At 47.4% G+C, this 24,689-nt stretch carries 19 protein-coding genes; 11 read left to right on the top strand and 8 right to left on the bottom strand.

Going from position 1 to position 24,689, the window contains the following annotated elements; genetic code table 11:
- Positions 1 to 40: 40 nt before the first annotated feature.
- Positions 41 to 1,612, top strand: coding sequence for an Rne/Rng family ribonuclease (locus J0A67_RS16985; protein WP_206570589.1), 1,572 nt, complete (start codon positions 41 to 43; stop codon positions 1,610 to 1,612).
- Between the two features lie 12 nt (positions 1,613 to 1,624).
- Here the strand turns inward: J0A67_RS16985 and J0A67_RS16990 are convergent, their stop codons facing one another.
- From J0A67_RS16990 to J0A67_RS17000, 3 genes are read right to left on the bottom strand one after another with little or no spacing between them, the layout of a single operon-like run.
- Positions 1,625 to 2,722: a DUF4221 family protein gene (locus J0A67_RS16990; RefSeq protein WP_206570590.1), complete on the bottom strand. Its 1,098-nt coding sequence runs from the start codon at positions 2,720 to 2,722 to the stop codon at positions 1,625 to 1,627.
- Between the two features lie 53 nt (positions 2,723 to 2,775).
- Positions 2,776 to 3,231 carry a hypothetical protein gene (locus J0A67_RS16995; protein ID WP_206570591.1) on the bottom strand — a complete coding sequence of 152 codons (456 nt, stop codon included), beginning with the start codon at positions 3,229 to 3,231 and terminating at the stop codon, positions 2,776 to 2,778.
- A gap of 41 nt (positions 3,232 to 3,272) precedes the next feature.
- Positions 3,273 to 3,617, bottom strand: a complete 345-nt coding sequence (locus J0A67_RS17000; protein WP_206570592.1) for a DUF3127 domain-containing protein — start codon at positions 3,615 to 3,617, stop codon at positions 3,273 to 3,275.
- Positions 3,618 to 3,965: 348 nt separating this feature from the next.
- Here J0A67_RS17000 and J0A67_RS17005 point away from each other — a divergent pair, with 348 nt between their 5' ends.
- Positions 3,966 to 4,568, top strand: coding sequence for an RNA polymerase sigma factor (locus J0A67_RS17005; protein ID WP_206570593.1), 603 nt, complete (start codon positions 3,966 to 3,968; stop codon positions 4,566 to 4,568).
- Positions 4,543 to 4,776, top strand: coding sequence for a hypothetical protein (locus J0A67_RS17010; RefSeq protein ID WP_206570594.1), 234 nt, complete (start codon positions 4,543 to 4,545; stop codon positions 4,774 to 4,776). The genes J0A67_RS17005 and J0A67_RS17010 overlap by 26 nt, the downstream gene beginning before the upstream one ends.
- 54 nt (positions 4,777 to 4,830) lie before the next feature.
- Here J0A67_RS17010 and J0A67_RS17015 read toward each other — a convergent pair whose 3' ends face one another.
- Both J0A67_RS17015 and J0A67_RS17020 read right to left on the bottom strand, forming a co-directional pair.
- Complete coding sequence (locus J0A67_RS17015; protein ID WP_206570595.1) at positions 4,831 to 5,679, bottom strand: alpha/beta hydrolase; 849 nt, start codon at positions 5,677 to 5,679, stop codon at positions 4,831 to 4,833.
- A gap of 24 nt (positions 5,680 to 5,703) precedes the next feature.
- The gene (locus J0A67_RS17020; RefSeq protein ID WP_206570596.1) at positions 5,704 to 7,128 is read right to left on the bottom strand and encodes an aldehyde dehydrogenase family protein; all 1,425 of its coding nucleotides are present in this window, start codon (positions 7,126 to 7,128) and stop codon (positions 5,704 to 5,706) included.
- 280 nt (positions 7,129 to 7,408) lie between these two features.
- On the opposite strand from J0A67_RS17020, the gene J0A67_RS17025 reads away from it, so the two are divergent.
- Positions 7,409 to 8,257 (top strand): glycoside hydrolase family 16 protein, encoded by an 849-nt coding sequence (locus tag J0A67_RS17025; protein WP_241265239.1) that lies wholly within the window; start codon positions 7,409 to 7,411, stop codon positions 8,255 to 8,257.
- A gap of 14 nt (positions 8,258 to 8,271) precedes the next feature.
- Here the strand turns inward: J0A67_RS17025 and rluF are convergent, their stop codons facing one another.
- Positions 8,272 to 9,003, bottom strand: coding sequence for a 23S rRNA pseudouridine(2604) synthase RluF (gene rluF / locus J0A67_RS17030; protein WP_206570598.1), 732 nt, complete (start codon positions 9,001 to 9,003; stop codon positions 8,272 to 8,274).
- Positions 9,004 to 9,074: 71 nt separating this feature from the next.
- Positions 9,075 to 10,379 carry a M23 family metallopeptidase gene (locus tag J0A67_RS17035; RefSeq protein ID WP_206570599.1) on the bottom strand — a complete coding sequence of 435 codons (1,305 nt, stop codon included), beginning with the start codon at positions 10,377 to 10,379 and terminating at the stop codon, positions 9,075 to 9,077.
- A 295-nt stretch (positions 10,380 to 10,674) separates the two neighbouring features.
- Here J0A67_RS17035 and aspS point away from each other — a divergent pair, with 295 nt between their 5' ends.
- Positions 10,675 to 12,432 carry an aspartate--tRNA ligase gene (gene aspS / locus J0A67_RS17040; protein WP_206570600.1) on the top strand — a complete coding sequence of 586 codons (1,758 nt, stop codon included), beginning with the start codon at positions 10,675 to 10,677 and terminating at the stop codon, positions 12,430 to 12,432.
- 203 nt (positions 12,433 to 12,635) lie between these two features.
- Here aspS and J0A67_RS17045 read toward each other — a convergent pair whose 3' ends face one another.
- A complete protein-coding gene (locus tag J0A67_RS17045; RefSeq protein WP_206570601.1) occupies positions 12,636 to 13,325 on the bottom strand; it encodes a lysoplasmalogenase in 690 nt (229 codons plus the stop codon).
- Between the two features lie 346 nt (positions 13,326 to 13,671).
- Between J0A67_RS17045 and J0A67_RS17050 the strand changes: the two genes are divergently transcribed.
- The 6 genes from J0A67_RS17050 (at position 13,672) to J0A67_RS17075 (ending at position 24,651) form a co-directional block, all read left to right on the top strand.
- Positions 13,672 to 16,950 carry a TonB-dependent receptor gene (locus J0A67_RS17050; RefSeq protein WP_206570602.1) on the top strand — a complete coding sequence of 1,093 codons (3,279 nt, stop codon included), beginning with the start codon at positions 13,672 to 13,674 and terminating at the stop codon, positions 16,948 to 16,950.
- Positions 16,951 to 17,122: 172 nt separating this feature from the next.
- A complete protein-coding gene (locus tag J0A67_RS17055; protein WP_206570603.1) occupies positions 17,123 to 18,187 on the top strand; it encodes a DUF481 domain-containing protein in 1,065 nt (354 codons plus the stop codon).
- Positions 18,188 to 18,361: 174 nt separating this feature from the next.
- Positions 18,362 to 19,162 (top strand): alpha/beta fold hydrolase, encoded by an 801-nt coding sequence (locus J0A67_RS17060; protein WP_206570604.1) that lies wholly within the window; start codon positions 18,362 to 18,364, stop codon positions 19,160 to 19,162.
- Positions 19,163 to 20,242 carry an efflux RND transporter periplasmic adaptor subunit gene (locus J0A67_RS17065; RefSeq protein WP_206570605.1) on the top strand — a complete coding sequence of 360 codons (1,080 nt, stop codon included), beginning with the start codon at positions 19,163 to 19,165 and terminating at the stop codon, positions 20,240 to 20,242.
- Between the two features lie 3 nt (positions 20,243 to 20,245).
- The gene (locus J0A67_RS17070; protein ID WP_206570606.1) at positions 20,246 to 23,308 is read left to right on the top strand and encodes an efflux RND transporter permease subunit; all 3,063 of its coding nucleotides are present in this window, start codon (positions 20,246 to 20,248) and stop codon (positions 23,306 to 23,308) included.
- Positions 23,308 to 24,651, top strand: coding sequence for a TolC family protein (locus tag J0A67_RS17075; protein WP_206570607.1), 1,344 nt, complete (start codon positions 23,308 to 23,310; stop codon positions 24,649 to 24,651). Before J0A67_RS17070 ends, J0A67_RS17075 begins: the two co-directional genes overlap by 1 nt.
- Positions 24,652 to 24,689 lie beyond the last annotated feature (38 nt).

Here is a 24,689-nt window from a genome sequence, read left to right on the forward strand (position 1 = left end):
ATAACAAAAACGTTCATTTACATATTATCAAGACGAACTTTTGAGTACGGAATTGTTAATCGATTCTGCTCAAAACGGAAGTCGGATCGCCCTGCTGCAAGATAAGCAACTGCTCGAACTCCATTCCGAAGGGATGGACAACCAGTTTAAGGTAGGCGACATATATCTGGGCACGGTCCGCAAGATCGTCAATGGGCTCAACGCTGCGTTCATTGACGTCGGGTATGAGAAAGATGCCTTTCTCCACTACCAGGACCTTGGCCCGAATGTCAACTCCATGTTGAAGTTTACCAAGATGGTGCGCAACAACAACTACCAAAGCTATCTGATGAAAGGCTTCGAAAACGAACCTGAGATAGACAAGATCGGCAAAATCGAGAAAGTCCTATCCAAGACCAACCAAGTGCTGGTCCAGGTCGTCAAAGAACCCATTTCCACCAAAGGCCCCCGACTCTCCTGCGAGCTCTCTCTGCCCGGACGCTACCTGGTGCTCGTGCCCTTTTCCGATACGGTCAACGTATCCAAGAAGATACGCAGCAGCGACGAGCGCAAAAGGCTCCTCAGACTCATCAATTCGATCAAACCAGCCAATTTCGGAGTAATCATCCGAACAGTGGCCGAAGGACAGTCCGTGACGGAACTTGACAAAGACCTTCGAAACCTTCTCGATTCCTGGGAAGGAGGGATGAAAAAATTGCTGAAAGCCAAAAGCCGGGACAAAATCATCGGAGAGATGAGCATGGCCTCCTCACTAATCAGGGACCTGCTCAACGAATCATTCGACGCAATCACCGTAGAAGAAGAATCCACCTACGATCAGATCAGGTCCTACATCAGGTCAATAGCCCCTGAAAAAGAAAAAATTGTCAAGCTTTACAACGGTAAAGCCAAGCTCTTTGAAAGCTTTGGAATCGAAAAGCAAATCAAAAGCTTGTTTGGACAGACGGTGAGCCTCCCGCAGGGCGGCTATGTCATCATCGAACACACCGAAGCCCTGCACGTCATCGACGTAAACAGCGGTAACAAGTCCAACCAAGAAAGCGACCAAGAATCTACGGCTCTAAAAACCAACATGGTCGCTGCCAAGGAGATAGCCAGACAGCTCCGCCTCCGGGATATGGGAGGAATCATCGTCGTAGACTTCATCGATATGAAGAAGGCTGAAAACAAAAAAGCCATATACGAAGTGATGATGCAGGAGATGAAGTCTGACCGATCCAAGCACACGGTATTGCCGCTGAGCAAATTTGGGCTCATGCAAATCACCCGTCAGCGGGTACGGCCGGAGGTCAACATTGTGACCAAAGAAACCTGCCCCGCCTGCAACGGTACCGGCAAGATACAGGCCTCGATTCTGGTTGCCGATAAGCTGGAGCACGATCTCCATCACCTTGCCACCATACAGAATGTGGCAAAAATACAAATAGGGCTGCATCCCTACCTGCATGCTTACTTCACCCAAGGCCTGATTAGCCAGCGGGTCAAGTGGTTTTTCAAATATTACAAATGGATAAAACTGATCAGAGATTCTTCCCTGCCCGTGACGGAATACAGATTCCTCGATGAATCTGGTGAAGAAATCGAACTACAAGTAAAAAGCGAGACTGAGTAAGTCTCGCTTTTTTTATGGCTTGATTTTGGAAAAGTCCACGCGGGCATAAGCAACCTGATCCTCCCATAGTTGCACCACTATTGGGAAATAGATTCCATCCGGAGTTTGAAATGCATAGGGCGTAATGTCCCAATCGCTAAATGCGACTTCGGCTAATTTTTCTCCGGCCGAATTCAAAACCAGGAATACATGCTTTGATTTGATGTTTTGATCAAGATCTCCACTTTTGATTTTGGCATGTCTGAATATCAAGCCAGTATGATGGTCTTTTTGTAAGGCGGTGTATTCTCCGCTTTCATCATTCGGATGAAAAACCGTCCATTCCCCTTTCTGCGATGTGGATCCTCGCAAAAATTCGAGGTTTTCTTTGGGATCAGCCGGTATCCAGCTGGATTGACCTTCCCGCACTTTTAAAATTGAGTCCGAAGCCGAAAAGGAGATCCAGTGTGATTTGTCCGAGGCATCATACAAGTGAAAGTATTGCCCCAATTCAGGATCATCCAGGAAATTTCCGGCAGAGGAAGGAAATGAAAAACTTACATGACGGAAACTGCTGTCCTGAAGAGAAAAATCCACAACCCAGTCGGTGTACTCCAGTAATGACTGCTTGAGTACAAGGGGAACATCGGATATAAAAAGACCCCTTTCGGATTTGAAAATCGGATTAAACTCCCTGGTAGAATAATTGCTTGCCAACCTGGCAGGCGGTGGCTCAGGGAGCGCAATTCGTCTTTTTACAAACCCGTCGAAATCAGCTTCAATCAGTTTTTGATCTTGAGAAAGGAAATAGATAAAGTTCTGATCTATAAAATATCCTGCAATAAAACCTCCGATTCCATCCGGACCTTCCTTTTCAAATTTTATCGATTCAAGGATTTTTCCTTCTGGGTAGCTATAGGTCAAAAGCCGATGCCGATTGAATGTCATCAACACTTCTCCCGAGTCAGTTTGAAAATGGGTGAAATTGACCCCCAAATACTTGGTGAGTGTATCCTTTTGCAGAAAAAGTGTATCTGCAATCAAATCTGTAAGCTGGATTTCAATCGGCTTCTGGCTTTTGGTGCAAGCGGTCGCAATCAGGAGAAATACCAGATAGAATAATCGATTCATAGGGAGATTTTTAACTAAGAACCGAAAAAAATCAACTTAGTCAATCTCCGAAATCAAACAAATAGTCCCCAACCGTCATCTTGGCGATTGTTGGGATCGAAGCCTTTCACCCAGTCTACAAATAGGTTTTTAAATTCGCCTATTGCCTCCCTGAGGAGGGCGAGATGCTCTTCCGCGTGGGTTTCTTCCATGGCGAGCTGGTAGGTCATGGAGTTGAGATGCCGGGCGTGCACCTTCATGATGGTCGCATTTTCCATCTTGAGGATATAGTCATCGACGGCCTCCGCACCGGCGAATTTGGAACACATGACCGTCGCATCCTCCATCATCATCCCCCCATAGAGTTCCTTTCGGGCCTCGTCCAAGCTTCCGACCAGCGCATGGGTGAGGGAGATTATTTCGGTAGCCTTTTTCATGAGTGGGTGGGAGTAAATTTGATCCCGTTGTGCCTTTGGATCAAATTCACTCTCCTCGTCCCAGTCTTCGTTTTCATCGAAATCATCCCACATTGAAAAGTGAAGTTTAAAAAGCTTGAGAATACCTCTGATTGTTAGAACGGCAGTTTGTCCTCCTCGCTTTCGGAGTAAAAAGTATCTACCTCAGGCATGGAAGCGGCTCCACCACCATTGCTGGCTCGGTCTACCTTAAAGGCTTTAACTTCGGTATACCATCTTCCATTGTATTCGCGGCTCTCCACATCTACTCCCAGGGTGACCTGTTCACCCACTTTGAGGCCAAACTGGTCAATTTTGTCACCCCAAATCGAAACGCATACTTTTTTCGGGTATTGACCACCGGTCTCGATGATATATTCCTGCTTTCTCCAAGCGTTGCCGCTTTTGGAATTTCCGCCTACTTCAGGGAGTTGGTTGATTACTTTTCCGCTTAAATCCATGGTAATTGTTTTTACTTGATAAGATTACGAAGGTAACGATTGAAGGGAATTTTTTGGGTTCGAATGAGGGGGAAATGAAGCTTCTTTTTCCTAGGGTTTAACATTTTTTGGCATAACATTGGCCGCATTGGATCTATAACAAGCTTTAATGTCGATAGAAAAGGCTGAAAAACAACAGGTTTCCAAATTTCCTTTTGAATTTTCGCCAATGCTTGACAAGTATTCATAAAACACCTTAGATTGGATTCCATTGGCTGAATGCGGCAGCCGCTCTTAATGATTTTATTTCTTTCACTTTTAACAGATACTATGGTCTAGACTTCTACGTTGTTCATAAACCAACTGAAAATGAGTAAGCGAATAGGTCCGCAGGACAGCGAGTTGATAGCTCAGTATCGAAATGGCAGTGAAGCTGCATTTGATGTTTTGGTAGACCGTTACCAAAGTAAAGTATTTACCACAATTTACTTGATCGTTAAGGATCAGGACATAGCGGAGGATTTGCTTCAGGATGTCTTTGTAAAAGTCGTGCAGACGATCCACTCTGACCGGTACAGTGAGGAGGGGAAGTTTCAACCTTGGTTGATGCGGATTGCACACAATTTGGCAATCGACTATTTCCGAAAAGCAAAACGGTATCCGACGATTTTGATGGAGGACGGATCCAACCTTTTCAATTCTCTGCAATTCGCCGAGTCGTCCGTCGAGGACAACCGGGTAAAGGAGGAGACCTTGGAAATGGTGAAGCGACTGATAGAAGAGCTTCCTGAGGCGCAGAAGGAAGTGCTGGTGATGCGGCATTACCTTGACCTGAGCTTTCAGGAAATTGCGGATCAGACCGGCGTCAGCATCAATACCGCTTTGGGGAGAATGCGCTATGCGCTAATTCATCTAAGAAAGAAAATGAAGAAAATAAATTTTGCCTATGACAAAACCATTTACCCCAAATGACCTGGTACGATATATCTACCGGGAAATGCCGGAAGCAGAACAAGAACTCTTGATGCAAGCCTTGCAAAGCAACGACGCGCTGATGCAAGAATATGTGGAGATGCTGAGCACGATAGAGCAACTGGATCAGGTTCGCCTGCAGCCTTCCGACAAAGTAGTGAAAGCCATCAAAGAGATGGCCCATTCTACGGGACTACAGAGAGTCTAAAAGCTTTGGTAACCCTGACGAAAGTCGGGGTTTTTTATTTTTCAGTAAGTATTCCTATGGATTGTCTTTGATGAACTGGGCTGCCATAGTCAACAGAGCAGGGTAAGTGTCTGCGGTGAATCCGTGGCCTTGGCCAGGAACTACCTGGAACTGATAGGTGACGCCATTGTCTTGTAGTGCCTCTTCCAGCAGACTGGATTGTGAGAGTGGTACAACGTTGTCAAGATCCCCATGAAAAAATATAGTAGGGACGGAACTGGGCGTAATATGGCTAATGGGACTTGATTCATTGTAAAGGTCAGGATTGCTCTGAGGTGTACCTTCTAATAACTCAGACAGTAGATAGGCGGTCGGATCGCTATAGGTAAAAAGTTCGGATAGCTCCGTCGGTGGGAAAAAGGCCACGACGGATTTGACATTGCCAATGTCCGCGTGCTTATAGGCATGGAGTAAAGCCAAATGTCCTCCCGCACTTGCTCCAACCAAGACGAGGCCGCCTTCGAGATCCCATTCCGAGCTCATGCTTTCCACAAATTCAATTGCGGAAATGACATCGTTTTCCTGAGTTGGAAAAGGGTTATCGCCTGTGGCAAGGTTAAAAAGACTGTAATTCATGGAGGCATACGCGTATCCGGGGAACAGAATGCCCATGCCTGATTTGAAGGGCAAAAACTCATCCTTGCTGCCTTCTATCCATCCACCACCATGGATATAAAGGATAAGTGGGGTTTCGGCAAGATTTCTCCCCGCGGGTAGATAGATGTCCAACTGCTGTTTGTCTCCAGTTCCGTAGGAGACGTTGGTTAGTTCGAGCTCGGGTAAGGGAGTTTCGACTGGAGGCTCATCTGAACTACAGGAAAAAATAAATCCCAGAAGGATGAAGAGCAGTAATTTTTTTGCCATGATCAAAAATTTCAATTGTCTAATTTAGAACCATTTAATTAAAGATTCGATGATTTTTTTAGCCTTGAGTCCATAGGGAGGGCGGAGAAGGGTTACATTGTTGAATCCCACCCTTTGTCTGAGAACACCTTTCTCGTTGCTGAACGCCAAGAAGCCGTGGTACCCATGGGATTTTCCGATTCCGCTGTTTCCCACACCTCCAAAAGGAAGATTGTTGTGGAGAAAATGTAGCACGCAGTCGTTGATAACCGCATTGCCCGAACTCGTGTTTTTGAGAATCAAGTCTGTTTCATCACTCGAATCAAACACATAAAGCGCCAAGGGTTTCGGTTTTTGGTTTATATAGTCTATTGCTTCCTGAATGGATTCATAGGTCAGAATGGGTAGCAAGGGGCCGAATATCTCTTCATGTGAGATGTCCATTTCTTCGGTGATTCCACTCAGAATGGTCGGTTCGATAAACAATTCCCGTCTATCGTTTCCTCCACCAAAATCCGTTTTAGCTCCTTTTTCTGTTGCGTCCTGCAGGCAATTTAAGATTCTGTCGAAATGCCTCACATCTATGATTCGAGCCAAGTCCTTTGATTTTGCAATTCCCAGAAAACTCGGGTCATACATATCCTTGATTGCCAAAATCAATTCAGCCACCAGTTGGTCTTTTTTGCTTTGGTGCACCAGGATGTAGTCTGGGGCTATGCAGGTTTGGCCTAGATTTACGAATTTCCCGAAAGCTATTTTTTTTGCTGCATCTGCTATGTCCGCGGACTTGGTCACGATGGTGGGTGACTTTCCCCCAAGTTCCAGCGTGACTGGTGTGAGGTTTTTGGATGCTTTCTCCATCACAATCTTCCCTATTTTGGTGCTGCCAGTGAAGAAAATATGGTCAAAAGGAAGTGAAAGCAGCTCTTGGGAGACTTCCACTCCGCCAAGGCAGACAGTGACCTCCTCAGGCTTGAAGAGTTCTTTTACCATTTGGGCAACCAAAGCGGACGTTTTTGGAGTCAATTCTGAGGGCTTCAATACTGCGGGGCAGCCGGCTGAAATTGCCGAAACCAATGGCCCAATGGCAAGATTGAATGGATAGTTCCAGGGTGAAATAATCAACGCGCATCCCTTTGGCTCATATTGAACATAGCTGCTAGTCCCAAACATAGGCATCGGCATCGACGCTTTGCTTGGCTTCATCCAAGACTTTAGGTACTTCTTTGCGTGGTTTATCTCGGAGGTGACTGGGAAAATCTCCGATAAGTCCGTCTCTGCTATGGGTTTTTTAAAGTCATCCCAAAGAGCTTGGCGGATAGCTGACTGATTCCTTGATATCCAGTCGTTTAGAATTTTCAAACGCTCCACTCGCTCAGCGACTGAGGAAGATCTCCATGCCAAGGCTGTCTTTTTTTGCAGCTGAACAATGTCTGTAATGTCAATCGGTGGCAAAGCTTGGGTGTCCATTTGTGTAGGTTTCAAAGCTGAATATCACTTCAATATAACAAAGCACAATAGGCCAATGCATTTTTTGACTCAAATCAAAGGCTTGGAGGTGTTCGGAAGAAGTGGCCGATGATAGGCATGGGACTGTACCCGAATCCGTTGGATAATACCAAATCTGAACAATCACTGATTGAAGATGGGCAAGGAAAGAGATATTGCCCGACCGACCGCAGCAAAACCTATGAAGAAGGGATGCTGATCCGCTGCTGTTTTACCGCTGCTTTTTCGTATGTTTTGGCGTATGAAATACCTCTTTTTACTCTATTTGACTTTTTTTGGAACGGTTGCGTTCGCCCAAGAGCAGTTTGATCCCAAGGGGTCCGGACATGTTTTAATCTGGCAGGATGAATTCGACCAAAATGGGAAAGTCGATCCCGCCAAGTGGAGCTTTGAAAAGGGCTTTGTCCGAAATCAGGAACTGCAGTGGTATCAGGAAGATAATGCCAGCGTGGATGGCGGCCATCTGATCATCACGGGAAGAAGAGAGAACGTTCCCAATTCGGGATATGAGGCAGGTAAACAGGACTGGCGAAAGGCGCGCAGAGCTGCAGACTACACTTCCTCAAGCATCCACACCCGAGGAAAATTCGAGTTCAAGTATGGCGTAGTAGAAGTAAGGGCGAAAATTGACACGGCTTCCGGAATGTGGCCAGCAATCTGGACATTGGGGGTAAAAAATCCCTGGCCCGCCAACGGAGAGATCGATATCATGGAGTTTTATCGGGTGAAAAACCAACCTACCATTCTCGCCAATGCCGCCTGGGCAGACCGAGGACAATATCGGGCTATATGGGACGAGGAGAAAATCCCTTTCTGGGAGTTTTTGAGATCGGATATCGACTGGCCTTCAAAATTCCACCTTTGGAGAATGGAATGGGATGAACATTTCATCCGGCTATTTCTGGACGGCCGATTGCTCAATGAAATCGATCTTTCGAAGACACTCAACCCGGATGGCTTCAATCCCTTTCACCAACCCCATTATCTCTTGCTCAATCTGGCGATCGGCGGCAATGGAGGCGACCCGAGTGAAAGTACTTTTCCTAAGGAATATCGGGTGGACTACATTAGGGTCTATCAAAAGAGGTAAGAGGTCTGGGCGTTTCAGTCAAAGGTCTTGGAACTGTCGGCAATCATTTCGTTCAATTCCCTCATTTCTTTTTCTGTCAGATCCCTCCACGTGCCCACCGGGATGTCAAGATGGATGTTCATGATCCGGATACGCTTCAGCTGCTTGACGGTGTAGCCTAGAAATTCGCACATGCGCCGAATCTGGCGATTGAGTCCCTGAGTGAGGATGATGCGAAACTTAAACTTTGTGATCAGTTCGACTTTGCAGGGATCGGTCACTGTGCCTAGGATAGGGATGCCAGTTGACATCTTTCGGATAAAATTTGCATCAATGGGCCGATCCACCGTCACGATGTATTCCTTTTCGTGGTTGTTTTTGGATCGTAGGATTTTGTTGACGATGTCCCCCTCGCTGGTCAACAAGATCAGCCCCTCGCTGTCCTTATCCAGTCGGCCAATCGGAAATATACGCTCCGGATGTCCGATGAAGTCGATGATGTTGTTTTTTTCTCCCTTGACATCAGTCGTAGAGACAATACCAACAGGCTTGTTGAAGGCGATGTAGGTGTGGACTTTTTTTGGCTTTCCTATCAGCTTGCCGTCCACCCGCACTTCATCTTGGGGAAAAACCTTGGTGCCGAGCTCCGGAAGTTTGCCGTTGATGGTGATCCTATTTTGCTCCAGTAGCTGGTCAGCTGCTCGTCTAGAGCAAAAGCCAACCTCGCTGAGGTATTTGTTGATCCGTATCGAAGAATCCTCGCTCATAGAAAAAGAAAATGGATTTGATCCCAAAGTTACCGGATCAAATCCATTCTTGAAATTTCGGTATGGTTTACTTAAAACCCCTGGATGGCCAGCGAATCGGACACGGCCGCCAGCAATCGCTTTTCTCCCTCGAGAGGAATGGAGGCCAAGAGAGTGAAGGACTCGGCTTTTTTGGAATTAAAGGCAGCCAGATTTGCTCGGGAGATTGGTTCTGAAGGTGGGATTTCCTCAGCCAGCCAGTCTTCCTGCTTTCCATTTTTCCAGAATCTAAAACAGAGATGGGGCCCAGTGGCAAGCCCAGTACTTCCGACGTAGCCGATCACCTGTCCTTGCGATACGCGAGTGCCCTTTCTGATGCCTTTACCAATTTTGGACATGTGCAGGTATTGAGTCGTATAGGTTCCGTTGTGTTTGATTTTTACGTAGTTGCCATTGGCTGAGGTGTATCTGGCTTCTACTACGGTTCCCTCACCTACGCTTCGGATTTCTGTACCCGTCCTTGCGGCATAGTCAGTGCCCAAATGCGGCTTGTATCGTTTTTGGACCGGATGAAATCTCTTCAGGTTATATCTTGAACTGATCCGGGTGTATTCCAGTGGATCTCTCAGAAACGCTTTTTTCAATGAATTCCCGTCTTGGTCGAAGAAATTCAGCTCCCCATTTTGCTCAAAGGGAATGGCGTGGTAGGGCTTACCGTTGTGTAGGAAGTATGCGAGCTGAATGCCCGAGACATCTACCACCTTTCCGTCTACGATTTTCTCCTCATATACCACCTTGAATTCATCGCCTCTTTGCAAAGCTTGAAAATCAACAGACCAGCCGAAGAGGTCGGCAAATTTGTTGATCACAGCTACGGACACGTCCTTTTTGTCCATATCGACGTAGAGTGAGCTTTGGATAGTGCCACCTATTTCCCGAGTGCGATACTCCGCTGGCTTTTCGGCCTTGTAGATATCCATGGAGTCCAGGTTGAACACCACATACTCGGCAGGATTGGGCTCGTAGATGAAAAACTGGGCCATTTCCGAAGCGGATTGGGAAATGACCGTAAACTTTTTGTTGGCGGCGATACCCCTTACGTCAAAAACGCTCTTGGACTTTTTGGCAATCTCGTCGATGATCTGGTAGGGAACATTGAAGGGAGAAAGTATGGAGGCTAGGGTTTGGTTTTTGCTGACCGTACCTTCCACGATATTGAGGCCGGTGACGTTGATGCCGTAGAGGAAGACTTCTTTTTCCTTCTTGACAGCTGTACTGTCGATCGAGGCTACCATTTGATCCTCAGAGGGGGCCGCATCTTTGGTAGTGAGTTGGAAAATGACACCGGCTCCCAGGGTGAGAGCAAGAGCTGCGATGCCTATCCATTTATTGTTCATTAATCGCTGATTTTTAGAGAATAAGGAAGAATTTGATTTCTAATCAAGAGAAATTGTAGGGCAATTCCAAACGAATCGCTCCAGAATACGTTAGCAGCGCCAATTTTCGTGCCGCAATGTTGCAGAAACCGGCTGGGATTCCAAATCTACTGATTTTTAACTTTTTAAAATTTGTTAAAGAAATTGGGTGATCAGGAAGTAGAATCTTGCTTTTGTTGCGAATCTTACAAGTGGAAACGCTGATCTCTGGATCAATTATTTATCTTTGACCTCCCAAAAAAATCAAGGATTCAAAATGTTGAGAACTCATACTTGTGGCGAACTTCGCCTCGACCATGTAAATCTGGAAGTGACTCTTGCGGGCTGGGTTCAGCGAGTCCGTAACAAAGGCGGATTGATCTGGGTGGATCTTCGCGACAGATATGGCGTGACTCAGCTGATCTTTGAAGAAGGATCCACGGACAAAACCTTGCTGCAAAAAGCGGCCGATCTCGGTCGGGAGTTTGTCGTATCCGCTAATGGAACAGTCATCGAGCGAACTGCCAAGAACGACAAAATGCCAACCGGATCCATCGAAATCAAAGTCTCCCGGCTGGAAGTACTCAATGCGGCCAAGATCCCTCCATTCATCATTGAGGATGAGACGGACGGTGGTGACGAGCTTCGTATGAAATATCGATACCTCGACTTGAGGAGGAATGTGGTGAGGGAGAAGCTCCAACTACGCCACCGCATGATGCAGGAAACCCGCAAGTACATGGATGGTCAAGACTTCATAGAGGTGGAGACGCCTGTGCTGATCAAATCGACACCGGAAGGAGCAAGGGACTTTGTGGTGCCGAGCAGGACGAACCCTGGAGAGTTTTATGCTTTGCCCCAATCTCCCCAGACCTTCAAGCAGCTGTTGATGGTGAGTGGTTTTGATAGATATTTTCAGATTGTCAAATGTTTCCGTGACGAAGACTTGCGAGCAGACCGTCAGCCGGAGTTTACGCAGATTGACTGTGAAATGGCCTTCGTCACGCAGGAAGATATCCTGAACACTTTCGAGGGCTTGGTGAAGCACCTGTTTTCATCGGTGAAAGGAGTCGATCTCGGCTACGTTGAGCATATGACTTTTGCGGATGCGATGAAATACTATGGCAACGACAAGCCGGACCTGCGCTTCGACATGAAATTCGTCGAGCTGAATGAGGTGGCAAAAGGCAAAGGCTTTGGTATTTTTGACAATGCGGAACTGGTCGTCGGCATCTGTGCCAAAGGCGCCGCCGAATACACCAGAAAACAAATCGACGAACTGACCGAATGGGTGAAGCGTCCTCAGATCGGCGCAAAGGGGCTGATATATGCCCGATATAACGCCGATGGAACGCTGAAATCCAGTGTGGACAAATTTTATACAGCTGAGGATCTCAAGACCTGGGCCGATGCTTTCGGGGCGGAGCCCGGTGATCTGATGCTGGTGCTCAGTGGAGATGCCAAGTCCGTCAGAAAGCAACTTTCGGAGCTGAGACTGAAGATGGGCGAGGATCTGGGCCTGCGTGACCGCAGCAAGTTTAAGCCGCTATGGGTCGTCGATTTCCCGCTTTTGGAATGGGACGAGGAGACCAAGCGCTACCACGCGATGCACCATCCGTTTACGTCTCCTAAGCGTGAGGACATTCCTTTGCTGGAGACTGACCCTGGAGCTGTTCGCGCCAACGCATACGATCTGGTTATCAACGGCGTGGAAATAGGTGGCGGTTCGATTCGAATCCATGACCGCAGTACCCAGCAACTGATGTTCACGCATTTGGGCTTTAGCGATGAGGAAGCCCAAAAGCAATTTGGCTTTCTCATGGAAGCCTTCGAGTACGGTGCGCCGCCACATGGAGGGATAGCATTCGGATTTGATCGGCTTTGCGCGATTTTTGGCGGCTCTGACTCGATCCGTGATTACATTGCTTTCCCGAAAAACAATTCAGGAAGAGACGTGATGATCGACTCGCCAAGTACTATAGCAGACGAACAATTAAAGGAACTTTCGATTCGGGTGAGCCTGGAGCAAAAATAGGGAAAGGGGCTTCGGCCCTTTTTTATTTGAATTGATTTTTAGCCACCAAGAGCGCTAAGGAATTACACCAACCTTTCTTTTGAAACGTCGGCTTCTGCCTTTGTGCTCTTGAACTCCCTTTGGGATTTTGCGTTTGTTTGGAGTTTTTCAAGCTATCTGACTAGCCGCCAAATCTCTGCTTTCCTTTGTCGGTGTGGTTTTTCTCAACGGGGATTGATCAGATAGGAGCGAATTCCCATCACGATCAGCAGCTGGGCGATGGCGTAGGTTCCCATGATTACTATGCCCGATTCAGCGAAATCCTGAAAAAACCTGCTGATTGCAATCGCACCGTCTGAGATGAAAAAAAGCACCGCACCGATAAAGACCTGCCAAAACGAGGTGGCATTGCACTTTTTGTATCGCTCCCGAGCCGTTGCAACCATCGCCACGATTACGATGATGTAGGCAATCACGGGGACTTTTAGAGCGCCAAGGTTGGCATGGATTAAGTAATAAACGAATGCCGCTGAAAGATAAATGGGTAGATTGAGAAGAAAGGACTTTACGAAATTTACGTGCTCCAATCTGTTGGGACTTTGCTGCGCTATCCTGAATCCGATAATATAGCAGACGTGAGCCATCAAAAATGCCCCAAGCCCATAGACAAAAAGTTGGGACCACAACAATAGGATGTCTCCGATCCAAGAAAAGATCAGTGCCCCAAGGATCGATTTGGTGAGGAGAGTGGAAGCTATCGGCCGGGTGATTTGGTAGAAATAGGCAATCAAGCCCAGAAGAATCAACGGTTTCGAGTAAAACCTCATCGAGGAATTGCCTTCGACCAAGAAAGCCAAGTCAGCCAAGGTAGCTGCCAAAAACAAATAGAGCCAAACAATGTTTTTATCTTTCAATGGAATAATATTCTGTTTTTCGGCCAAATATAGAGGAAATTACTGCTTGTAACTGCGCCGGACGTCTCTGTGTTTGGAATTTGAAAACGGAAGTTTTTCCGAATTCTGGTCTAAGAAGATTTGCATTTTTGGGATTTTTTGTCGGATTTTTTTAAAACGCCTTCAATAATCTCAAGTTTTTGCTCAAAACAACACAAAAAATGTTGGGCATGGGGTGTTAAGCTTTCGTTAAAAAATGTGAAATTTGGATAGCAAAACTTAATGTTAACTACCCAACTTTGCTGGGGGGCAAACTTACCTTTACAGGGATTTTCTATCAAAACCAACTTTCAACAATCAAAATCTTATGAGGCAAAATTTACTGAAAAACTTGATGGCAGTGGTGATTTTGGTGCTCAGCTCCGGAATTGCCTTGTCTCAGGGTGTGACTACGTCGGGTATCTCTGGGGTAGTGACCGAGTCAAACGGAGAGCCGCTTCCCGGAGCGAATGTCGTCGCTACCCACTTGCCGTCCGGTACACGGTATGGGGCCGTTTCCAACCTGGATGGTAAGTATTCGATTCCGGGAATGCGAGTAGGGGGGCCTTACAGGCTTTCGGTTTCATTTATTGGATTTGCCACGCAGGATGTGGAAGGTATCGTCCTTTCTCTCGGCGTGTTTTCCAACGTGAACGTGATCCTGCTCGAAGATGGGCAGGAGCTGAATGAAGTGTTGGTGACCGCCAGTGCCAACAACATCTTCTCCAATGAGAGAACCGGCGCGAGCACGTCTATTGATAACCGCGCGCTGACCAAGCTACCTACCATTTCGAGAAACATCAACGACTTCACTCGACTGACTCCCCAGTCCAACGGACAGTCTTTCGCCGGTCAGGATTCCCGACTGAACAACATTACCGTTGACGGTTCCTATTTCAACAACTCCTTTGGATTGGGTAGCGGAAGCAATCCAGGCGGAAGAACGGGTGTATCCCCGATCTCCCTGGATGCGATCGAGCAGATCTCCGTCAATGTGGCCCCTTATGACGTGAGACAAGGCAACTTCACTGGCGCGGGTGTGAATACAGTTACCCGTTCCGGTACAAATGAGTTTTCGGGTTCTGCTTACTATTTCTGGAGAAACAACAACAACGTGGGTACAGAAGCAGGTGAGAACACTTTCAACCCCGGCGACTTTACATACAACCAGATTGGTTTCAGACTGGGCGGTCCTATCATCAAGGATAAACTATTCTTCTTTGCCTCCTTTGAGGACGAAAAAGAAGCAAGACCAGGCACTACCTGGAGAGCAAGGGTCGGAGATGAGCCGATTGAAGGGAACGTAACCCGCGTTCTAGCTTCCGACTTGGATCAGCTGAGCAGCTTCCTGAGAGATAATTTTGACTACGAGACAGGACCTTACCAAGGATACGACAACGAAACGCTCGGTACCAAATTTCTTGTAAAGCTCGATTACAACATCAACGACAAAAACAAGTTGAGCTTGAGATACAACCATCTAAACTCCTCCACAGATGTGTTAATGTCCAACTCTTCCTCTTTAGGCTTCGGAAACAGAAACCTGAGACCTCAAGCGCTTAACTTTCAAAACTCCAATTATAGCATCTTGGAAAACATCCGTTCGGTAGTTGCCGAATTGAACACCCGAATCAAGGACAACATGACCAACAACCTGATCGTGGGCTATACCTATCAGGATGAGAGTCGGGGCTACAAAGGGGAGTTTTTCCCAATGGTGGATATCTTGGAAGATGGAGCCACCTACACTTCGTTTGGTTTTGAGCCCTTCACCCCGAACAATGAGTTGAGGTACAAAACCTTTCAGATCCAGGATAATGTGCAGATCTTCAAAGGAAACCACACAATCACTGCTGGTTTCAGCTATGAATACTACGAGTCTGAAAACGTCTTCTTCCCAGGCTCCCAGTCTGCCTATGTATACAATTCACTGGAGGACTTCTATACCGACGCGAACAACTTTCTGGAAAATGGAAACACAGTTCCCTCAGGAGTGGACTTAAGAAGGTTCCAAGTAAGATGGAACAACATTCCAGGCTCAGACAAGCCAGTTCAGATGCTGAAAGTGAATTATGCGGGAATTTATGGACAGGATGAAATTCAGGTAAGATCTAACTTTAAGGCCACCGTAGGACTGAGGATCGATGTACCGTTCTTTGGTGAGACGGCTTTGAGAAACGAAGCTGTAGAGGCGATGAACTTTAGAAATCCCGCGGGTGAGACCGTGGAGTTCAGGACAGACCAACTGCCCGAAGCAAATATTCTTTGGTCTCCAAGAGTTGGCTTCAACTGGGATGTTTTCAACAATCTGAGAACCCAGGTTAGAGGCGGTACTGGGATTTTTACCGGTCGTCCGGCCTATGTCTGGATATCAAACCAAGTGGGTAACAACGGTATACTCACTGGCTTCGAGCAGCAAGACAATACCCTGACCAGACCATTCAATCCAAATCCTGATAACTACAAGCCAACTCAGGTTACTGGAGAGCCAGCGTCATCTTATGAATTGGCTTTGATCGAATCCAGCTTTAAGTTTCCGCAGGTTTGGAGGTCCAACATAGCAATTGACCAGCAGCTTCCAGGCGGGGTAGTGGCCACCGGTGAATTTATCTACAGCTCCGACGTGAATGGAATCGCCTACTATAACGCCAACCTTCCGGCGAGCCAAGCTTCCTACTCCGGTCCAGACAACCGACCAAGGTGGACTAGCAACAGAATCAATTCCAACATCCCCAATGCCGTCACCCTGTCCAACCAGGCTGTGGGCAACTCATGGATAGCTTCCGTTTCCTTGGAAAAGCCCTTTGCAAACGGGCTTTATGTAAAGGCTGCCTATAGCTACGGCAAGTCCAAAAACACTGTAGACCCTGGCTCCATCGCAGCGGGAACATGGTTTAACAACCCGATTGCTGGCGATCCAAACAATCCAGTGGTTGGATTTTCCAGCAATACTATGGGAAATCGGGTCTTTGCGGTGGCCTCCTATAGCAAAGACCTCTTCAAATTTGGCAACACTTCCGTTTCTCTTTTTTGGGAAGGCGTGAACCAAGGTGTAGGTAGTTACAGATTCTCAGGAGACCTGAATGGAGACGGTGGAACAAGCAATGACCTGATCTATATCCCGACAAGCACCGGCGAGATGAACTTCCAAGAGTATACTACTGGCGGTGTGACTTTCACTGCCGCGGAGCAGGCAGCTGCTTGGGAAGCCTATATCCAGCAGGATGAGTATTTGAGCGCCAACCGTGGCAAGTATGCGGAAAGGGGAGGGGCTCTTGCTCCTATGGTGTATCGGGCAGATTTTACTTTTGCTCAGCAGCTTTTCACTAATATCAACGGAAAGAAGAATACACTTGAATTCAGAATTGACATCCTGAATGTCGGCAATTTGCTGAACAAGGATTGGGGTGTAGGGCAAGCCTTCAACTCAACCCAGCCTTTGGTTGTTCCTACTTCGGCTCAAGGTGGACCGGTTGGCGCCAATGGTCAGCCGCAATACCGGTTGTTGAGCCAGGGTGGGAGCTTGATTTCAGAGACTTTCACCAAGACTGCTGGCGTTTCCGACGTTTGGAGAATGCAGTTTGGCCTAAGATATATCTTCAATTGATCTAGAATTTGAGTTGACAAAAGAGCGCTCCATGAGTTGGAGCGCTCTTTTTTTTTGTATTTTTCAACAGGTGATAAAACAAACTATGAATTTTTGATCGCCGGCAGTTTTGTTTTAAGCGTGAGGAGTAAGCCAATCGCTTCAATGGTGTCTAATCAATCCTCTATTTTATATGAAGAAGCTACAGTTTTTTTTGGTCCTTCTATTTATCGGTTTTGCCGTCCAGGCGCAGACTGACTCCCTTGTATTGAGCAACAACGACCTCATCGTAGGGGAAATCAAAAACATGGACAAGAATATTATCGGGATAGAAACAGACTATTCTGACGTGGATTTCAAGATCAAGTGGGACAATGTCAAGCGGGTCTATTCCAAAACCAACTACCTGATCACCCTTTCAGACGGCAGACGGTATAATGGTAGAATCCGCAGCCTCAATGACAGTATCGTGGAAATCGACACCCAAATGCCGGAAACTATCCTGAGTTTTTCAAAAAAGAACAACAAGGTCGAAGAGACATTTGGACAAAAAGTAGACGTACAGCGTCACCAAATCGTGTATCTCAATGCGCTCGATGATACGTTTTGGAGTAGGCTTTCCTTTAATTTCGATGTGGGGACAAACCTTACTAAGGCCAACGATTTCCGGCAGTTTACATTTAACACGGCGGCAGGGTATTTGGCGGATCGGTGGAAAGCCAATCTCAACTTCAACAGCCTGAGGTCGACCCAAGCCGAAGTAGAGCCTATTAAGCGTACAGAACTTGGAGCATCCTACAACTACTTCCTTCCTCATGATTGGTATCTGATGTATTCCCTGAATATCCTGTCCAATACCGAGCAGTTGTTGGATCTGAGAACTTCCAATATGATCGGTGCTGGCAATTATGTAGTACACACCAATAAGGCTTATTTGGGGTTTTCTGCTGGTGTTAACTTCAATAATGAAAAGTTTCAAGGAGACGAGTCGTCGACACAATCAGGGGAAGCATTTTTTGGCGCGCAGTACAATATTTTTGACATCGGTGATCTGGATCTCATGACTACCGTGGTAGGGTATCCAAGTTTGACGGAAAAGGGAAGATTCAGAACAGACTTCAAATTCGATATCCGCTACGAATTTAAGTTTGACCTCTATTTTAAAGTCGGAACGACAATGAACTATGATAATCAGCCTACCGAGGGTGCCTCTGACTTGGATTACATTTTCCAGACCACAGTAGGCTGGAGTTTATAGCCTCTAATTGAGACAATAGGAAAGTCATAAATCATTTTGGCAAATCGACATCCTCTTTTTTCCCCTTTGATAGCGGAGATTTGCCATCAGTATCTTTTATTCCCGTGTACCCATAATATGCTGTATTTTAGCTATCCAGTAAACTTTTGTCCAGTTCTGATAGTCTAAACAATTATGTTGTATCATCGGGAATACGTACATCCTCAAAGCCAGGAATGGGTGGTTTTCATCCATGGTGCGGGAGGGTCGTCTGCGGTGTGGTATAAGCAGTTGAAAGATTTCAAAAAGGAATTCAATCTTTTGCTGATTGATCTTCGGGGACATGGCAAGTCCATGGATCTGTCCCAGGCTATCTGGACTGACAAATATACCTTTGAATCGGTCACTCGGGATATAATAGAGGTTTTGGATCATCTGGGTACACCACCAGCGCATTTTATGGGAGTTTCTTTGGGGACTATCATCGCCCGACAGCTGGCAGAGATCCAGCCCCAGCGGGTCAAGTCGCTTACTATGGCCGGTGCTGTGACCAGACTCAACACGCAGAGTCGGATTCTGGTGTTTTTGGGAAATACCTTTAAGCACATAATCCCCTATATGTGGCTATACAGGCTGTTTGCATTTGTGATCATGCCGCGAAAACAGCATGCCGAATCCCGAAATCTCTTTATCCTGGAGGCGCAGAAGCTTTGCCAAAGGGAGTTTATCCGCTGGTTCAAGCTCACCCGGGACATCAATCCCCTCCTCAAATATTTCAAGGAAAAAGACCTTAAGATTCCTACCCTCTATATCATGGGAGACCAAGATGTGATGTTTTTGGAGCCCGTTAAAAACTTGGTGATAACCCATAAGAACTCTATCCTAAAAATACTCGAAAAATGCGGCCACGTGGTAAACGTGGAGCAACCTGAGCAATTCAACCATCTATCTCTGGCTTTTATCAAAAACCAAAAGCAACTTGACTTGTACCCTTAAATGAAAAAACAAACCAAAATTGCCCTTATTGTAGGAATTGTACTGATTATCGCGATTGCATTTTTCTATCCAAGACTCAACCTGAAAAGCGAGGGCGGTTCCGCCCCTGTATCCAATGGGGGAGCGGGATCCGAGCAGCCTTTGCCAGTCAATGTGGTGAAATTGCAAAGAGAGACCCTTCGAAACCAACTTCAGGTGACCGGCACCATTTTGCCGAACGAATCCGTGACACTGAGATCGGAGATCTCGGGTTTGGTGACCCGAATCGCTTTTAAAGAGGGCCAATATGTCACCAAGGGTACACCGCTGGTTTACCTCAATGACGATGAGCTTCAGGCCCAGTTTCAACGCTTGCAGTACACGCAGAAGTTGTTTGAAACTCAGGAAAATAGACAAAAACAATTGCTTGCCAGAGAAGCGATTTCGCAGGAAGAATACGACATTGCATTGAATCAATTCAACACGGCGCTGTCTGACATCAAGCTGGTGGAAGCCCAGCTGACCAAAACGGTGATCCGGGCTCCTTTCAATGGGATGTTGGGTTTGAGATTGATCAGTGAGGGGAGCGTAATCGGACCAAATGACGTGATCACTTCGGTGGTGAACATTGACCCGATCAAGATCGAGTTTTCGATACCGGAGCGATACGCCAACCAGGTGACGGTCGGCTCTCCGGTGTTTTTCTCCAACGAATCTTCGGGAGAAGAAGTGCAAGGCCAAGTCTACGCTTTTGAACCGCAGATTGACTTGGCGACAAGGACTCTGAAACTCAGAGCACAAAGTGCCAACAAAGGAGGCAAATTCCTTCCGGGGATGTTTGTGAAGATCCGCTTTATTTTGGAAGTGACCGAAGATGCGTTGATGGTTCCGGCAGAATCGGTTATCCCCGAGCTTTCAGGCTACAAGGTTTTCGTAGTCGGCGAAGGGGGCAAGGCTGAACAGCGGCTGATTGAGATTGGAACTCGGACAGAATCCCACGTGCAAGTCCTCTCAGGACTCGACGAAGGCGAGCTGGTACTCACCACAGGTGTGATGCAAGTAAGGCAAGGTATGCCGATCCAACCCAATTTACCACAATAAGTTATGGCTAGCTTATCCCACATCAGTATCAACCGGCCTGTATTGGCCATTGTCATGTCCCTTGTGATCCTGCTGTTTGGCGGGATAGGGATTTCTCTTTTAGGTATTCGCGAGTATCCGAGTGTGGATCCCCCGGTGATCAACGTCAGCACTTCCTATGTCGGCGCCAATGCAGACGTGATCGAGGCGCAGATTACTGAGCCGCTTGAGGAGCAGATCAACGGGATTCAGGGAATAAAGTCCCTAACCTCGACCAGTGCTGACGGACGTAGCAATATCACCGTCGAGTTTGAGGTTGGGGCGGATCTAGAAGCCGCTGCCAATGACGTCCGGGACAAGGTGTCCGGCGCTCAGCGAAACCTCCCTCCAGATGCTGATCCTCCAGTGGTGTCCAAAGCGGATGCCGACTCCCAGCCCATTGTCGGCGTCAACGTGAAAAGCGATTCCAGAAGCCTTTTGGAGCTTTCGGACTTGGCAGACAACGTGTTCAAAGAAAGGCTTCAGACTATTCCAGGCGTGAGCCGGGTGCAGATCTGGGGAGACAAGGAATATGCAATCCGACTCCGGATGGATCCGCTCAAAATGGCTTCCTACGGCATCACTCCTTTGGATGTCTTGAGTAAGGTGCAGAGTGAAAACGTGGAGCTTCCCTCGGGGAGAATCGAGGGCGAAAGCATCGAACTTTCCGTCAGGACAAAAAGCCGTCTCAGCTCTCCTCAGGAATTCAACAACCTCATCATCAAGGAAGACCAAAACAACATTGTCAAGTTTCAGGACATCGGCAACGCCGAGCTGTCCGCGCTTAACGAAAAGACCGTGTTGAAGCGTGGCGGAGTGCCAATGGTCGCAGTAGTCTTGGTGCCGCTTCCCGGCTCCAACAATATCGAAATCGCGGATGAATTTCACCGCAGGCTGAAGTTTATAGAAAAGGATCTTCCAGAGGATGTGGGCATAGAGATAGCCTTTGACTCCACCTCTTATATCCGCAGCTCAATCGAGGAGGTGCAGGAAACGATCATTACCGCCTTTGTACTCGTAGTGGCGATCATCTTCCTTTTCTTGAGGGATTGGCGCACGACTTTTATTCCGGTATTGACCATCCCGATCTCTCTGGTAGGGGTTTTCTTTATCATGTACTTGATGGATTTCTCCATCAATGTCCTGACTCTGTTGGGGATTGTACTGTCCATTGGACTGGTAGTCGATGATGCGATTGTCGTTTTGGAGAACATCTATACCCGTATAGAAAAAGGAGAGAGCCCCAAAAAAGCCGCGGAAGCTGGAGCCGAAGAGATCTTTTTTGCGGTAATCGCGACCACCGTAGCCTTGGCGGCGGTGTTCCTGCCGGTGATCTTCCTCACGGGTACTACGGGACGTCTTTTCAGGGAATTTGGTATTGTAGTGGCTGGGTCTGTAATTATTTCCTCTTTTGTAGCCTTGACAATGACTCCCATGCTCAGCGGCAAGATGCTGAAGTTGAGAAAAAAGCAAAATGCCTTCTACAATTTCACGGAGCCCTTTTTCGTGTGGCTCAATGACGGATACGATCGCATGCTTTCCGGCTTTATGAAGGTCAGGTGGATTTCATTTCCTTTGATTTTGTTTATGGCCTTGGGTATTTATTGGCTGTTTTCCCAGATCCCCTCTGAGCTCGTTCCTATCGAGGACAGATCCGAACTGAGGATCAACATGTCGGGACCCGAAGGGGCTACGTTTGGCTTCATGGGCACCGAAGTGGATCGGATCACGAGTATACTTCAAGAAGAGATCCCTTCCGAAGAACTCGTCGGATTGACCAGTGTGACCTCCCCGGGCTTTGGGACGGCCAACACCAACTCGGCATTTATTCGTTTGTACCTCACGGATGCGGACAAGCGGAGCCGCTCGCAGCAACAGATCTTCAATTCCGTAAACAATATCCTCAAGCAGCAAACTGCCGTTCGGGCCTTTGCCCAGCAGCCTGTTTCCATCGGTGATAGGCGTGGTGGATTGCCAGTTCAATATGTGATCCAAGCGCCTACTTTGGAAAAGCTGAAAGAGGTCATCCCTCCGTTTTTGGAAAAAGCTTCCCAAAATCCAGCCTTTATCTTTACTGATATAAACCTGAAGTTTACCAAGCCTGAACTGGAAATTGAGATTGACAGAGAAAGGGCAAGAAACATCGGCGTTTCGGTGCAGGAGATTGCCAGAACGCTCCAACTTTCCTATTCAGGTCAGCGATTCGCTTACTTCATCATGAACGGCAAGCAGTACCAAGTACTGGGTGAAATGCGCCTTCAGGATAGAAATGAGCCGATCAACCTCAGAATGCTATACGTGAGGGGAGGAGATGGTCAGCTGGTTCAGCTGGATAATCTTGTGCGTGTAGTAGAAAAGAGCACGCCACCCCAACTGTACCGCTTTAACCGATTTGTGAGCGCGACGGTGACAGCCAACCTTGCCGAGGGCTACACCATCGGTGCTGGATTGGACGAGATGGATAAGATCGCCGCCGAAGTGCTGGACGATTCCTTCTCCACGGATGTTTCAGGCCCATCCAAGGAATTCCGCGAAAGCTCCAACAGTTTGTTGTTTGCCTTTGTCTTTGCACTCATCTTGATCTATCTGGTGCTTGCGGCTCAGTTTGAAAGTTTCCTGGATCCGCTTACCATCATGTTCACTGTTCCTTTGGCCATATTTGGCGCGCTGGCGACGCTTTGGCTCTTTGATTTTACCCTAAACATCTTTAGCCAGATCGGCATCATCATGCTGATAGGCTTGGTGACCAAAAACGGTATCTTGATCGTGGAATTTGCCAATCAGCGCAAAGCTCAAGGGATGGACGTGGAGGAGGCCATATTCGGAGCTGCCGTTGCGCGATTCAGGCCAATTTTGATGACTAGTATGTCTACCATTTTGGGGATTTTGCCGATTGCTTTGGCACTGGGTGCCGGAGCGGAGAGTAGAGTACCCATGGGTGCTGCCGTCATCGGAGGTTTGACCTTTGCCACGATCCTTACCCTATTTATCATCCCGGCCATTTACACCTATCTCACTTCTAAGCAAGGAAGATTAGCAAGAATTTAATGAAAAAATTTGCCTTTTTATTCGCTTGGGGAAGTCTCCTGACCTCACTGTCGGCTATTGCCCAAGAAAATTTAGACCTAGAAAAAGCTATCCAGATCGGTCTGGAGAAAAACCTCCAGATAAAAATCGCTGTCGAAAACGTCAACCTGCGGGAAGGAGATGAAAAGATAGGAGTCGGGGAGCTCTTCATGCCGACCGTAGACGCTACCTATCTGCGGTCATTCAGCAATGAGGATGTTGTCCAGCGATTTGTCAATGACCCGGCACCAAGAGAGATCGACGACGCAAAGTCCAGAAGTGAAAACTTCAATGTGGTGGGACTTTACGGTTTCAGACCAGAGGCCATCGTGACCATGAAGCGTCTCGGTGAACTCACAGAAGTCAGCGAGCTGGAGGCCAAAATTTCCGTTGAAAATACTGTCGCGGGGATCTCCACCGCCTACTACCGCCTCATCCTGGAATTGCAGCGTTTTCAGGTCTTGAGGGAGACCTTGGATCTCAGCCGTGCGAGATTGGACATCGCCAAGGCCCAATACGAACTCGGAGGCGCTGGCAAGCGCGACTTCCTCACAGCTGAGGTGGATTACAACTCCGACTCGAGCCTTTTGCTTACGCAGGAGCAGATCATACAAAATGCGCGAGTCAACCTAAACGAGCTCATGGCCATTGATCCCCATGAAGAGTTTTTTGTGAAGGACACCATATTGGTGGGTGAGATCCAAACCTTAGCAGATTTGGAAGAAAATGCGTTTTTGGAAAACAAGCAGTTGCTTATCAACCAGCGCATGAATAATGTGGCTTTTCTCCAGACCCGGGAGTTGCAGGCGTCCCGACTGCCCATGCTCAATCTAAATGCTACCTATGCCAACAACACGTCCAATTCGGACGCCGGAATCGTCGCCCAAAACCAGCGGGCGGGATTCAACTATGGGGGGAACATCACTGTGAACCTGTTTAGCGGACTTACGCTCAACCGCAGAATTCAAAATGCCAAAGTCCAGCAGCGAATCCAGCAGAGTACTCTGGAGCAATATGAAATCCAGCTGAAATCCGATATCGCAAGAGCTTATAATACCTACTCCAACAACCTTCGGCTTCTGGAGATCGAGCGGAAAAATTTCCAAGTTGCAAGGGAAAATACTGACATCGCCTTGGAGCGTTTTCGATTGGGGATTGCTTCCTATTTGGAGTTTCGAGATGCCCAGGTCAATCTATTGACTGCCAAAAATAGATTGATCACTTCCATCTACCAGATCAAAGAGCAGGAGATCGAGCTACTGCGGCTCTCCGGAAAAATCTTCTTTGACAACAGCATGGAAGACCTGCAGCTACCTGGAGATTGATATAAAGCGGAAGCCCGAAAGCTTCCGTTTTTTCTTCG

Source organism: Algoriphagus aestuariicola (assembly GCF_017254835.1).
GTDB classification, from domain to species: domain Bacteria; phylum Bacteroidota; class Bacteroidia; order Cytophagales; family Cyclobacteriaceae; genus Algoriphagus; species Algoriphagus aestuariicola.

What these genes read in the sequence shown, in the direction of transcription:
- J0A67_RS16990 (WP_206570590.1), bottom strand. Translation starts at nt 2,722, where the DNA reads ATGAATCGATTATTCTATCTGGTATTTCTCCTGATTGCGACCGCTTGC.
- J0A67_RS16995 (WP_206570591.1), bottom strand. Translation starts at nt 3,231, where the DNA reads ATGTGGGATGATTTCGATGAAAACGAAGACTGGGACGAGGAGAGTGAA.
- J0A67_RS17000 (WP_206570592.1), bottom strand. Translation starts at nt 3,617, where the DNA reads ATGGATTTAAGCGGAAAAGTAATCAACCAACTCCCTGAAGTAGGCGGA.
- J0A67_RS17005 (WP_206570593.1), top strand. Translation starts at nt 3,966, where the DNA reads ATGAGTAAGCGAATAGGTCCGCAGGACAGCGAGTTGATAGCTCAGTAT.
- J0A67_RS17010 (WP_206570594.1), top strand. Translation starts at nt 4,543, where the DNA reads ATGACAAAACCATTTACCCCAAATGACCTGGTACGATATATCTACCGG.
- J0A67_RS17015 (WP_206570595.1), bottom strand. Translation starts at nt 5,679, where the DNA reads ATGGCAAAAAAATTACTGCTCTTCATCCTTCTGGGATTTATTTTTTCC.
- J0A67_RS17020 (WP_206570596.1), bottom strand. Translation starts at nt 7,128, where the DNA reads ATGGACACCCAAGCTTTGCCACCGATTGACATTACAGACATTGTTCAG.
- J0A67_RS17025 (WP_241265239.1), top strand. Translation starts at nt 7,409, where the DNA reads ATGAAATACCTCTTTTTACTCTATTTGACTTTTTTTGGAACGGTTGCG.
- rluF (WP_206570598.1), bottom strand. Translation starts at nt 9,003, where the DNA reads ATGAGCGAGGATTCTTCGATACGGATCAACAAATACCTCAGCGAGGTT.
- J0A67_RS17035 (WP_206570599.1), bottom strand. Translation starts at nt 10,379, where the DNA reads ATGAACAATAAATGGATAGGCATCGCAGCTCTTGCTCTCACCCTGGGA.
- aspS (WP_206570600.1), top strand. Translation starts at nt 10,675, where the DNA reads ATGTTGAGAACTCATACTTGTGGCGAACTTCGCCTCGACCATGTAAAT.
- J0A67_RS17050 (WP_206570602.1), top strand. Translation starts at nt 13,672, where the DNA reads ATGAGGCAAAATTTACTGAAAAACTTGATGGCAGTGGTGATTTTGGTG.
- J0A67_RS17055 (WP_206570603.1), top strand. Translation starts at nt 17,123, where the DNA reads ATGAAGAAGCTACAGTTTTTTTTGGTCCTTCTATTTATCGGTTTTGCC.
- J0A67_RS17060 (WP_206570604.1), top strand. Translation starts at nt 18,362, where the DNA reads ATGTTGTATCATCGGGAATACGTACATCCTCAAAGCCAGGAATGGGTG.
- J0A67_RS17065 (WP_206570605.1), top strand. Translation starts at nt 19,163, where the DNA reads ATGAAAAAACAAACCAAAATTGCCCTTATTGTAGGAATTGTACTGATT.
- J0A67_RS17070 (WP_206570606.1), top strand. Translation starts at nt 20,246, where the DNA reads ATGGCTAGCTTATCCCACATCAGTATCAACCGGCCTGTATTGGCCATT.
- J0A67_RS17075 (WP_206570607.1), top strand. Translation starts at nt 23,308, where the DNA reads ATGAAAAAATTTGCCTTTTTATTCGCTTGGGGAAGTCTCCTGACCTCA.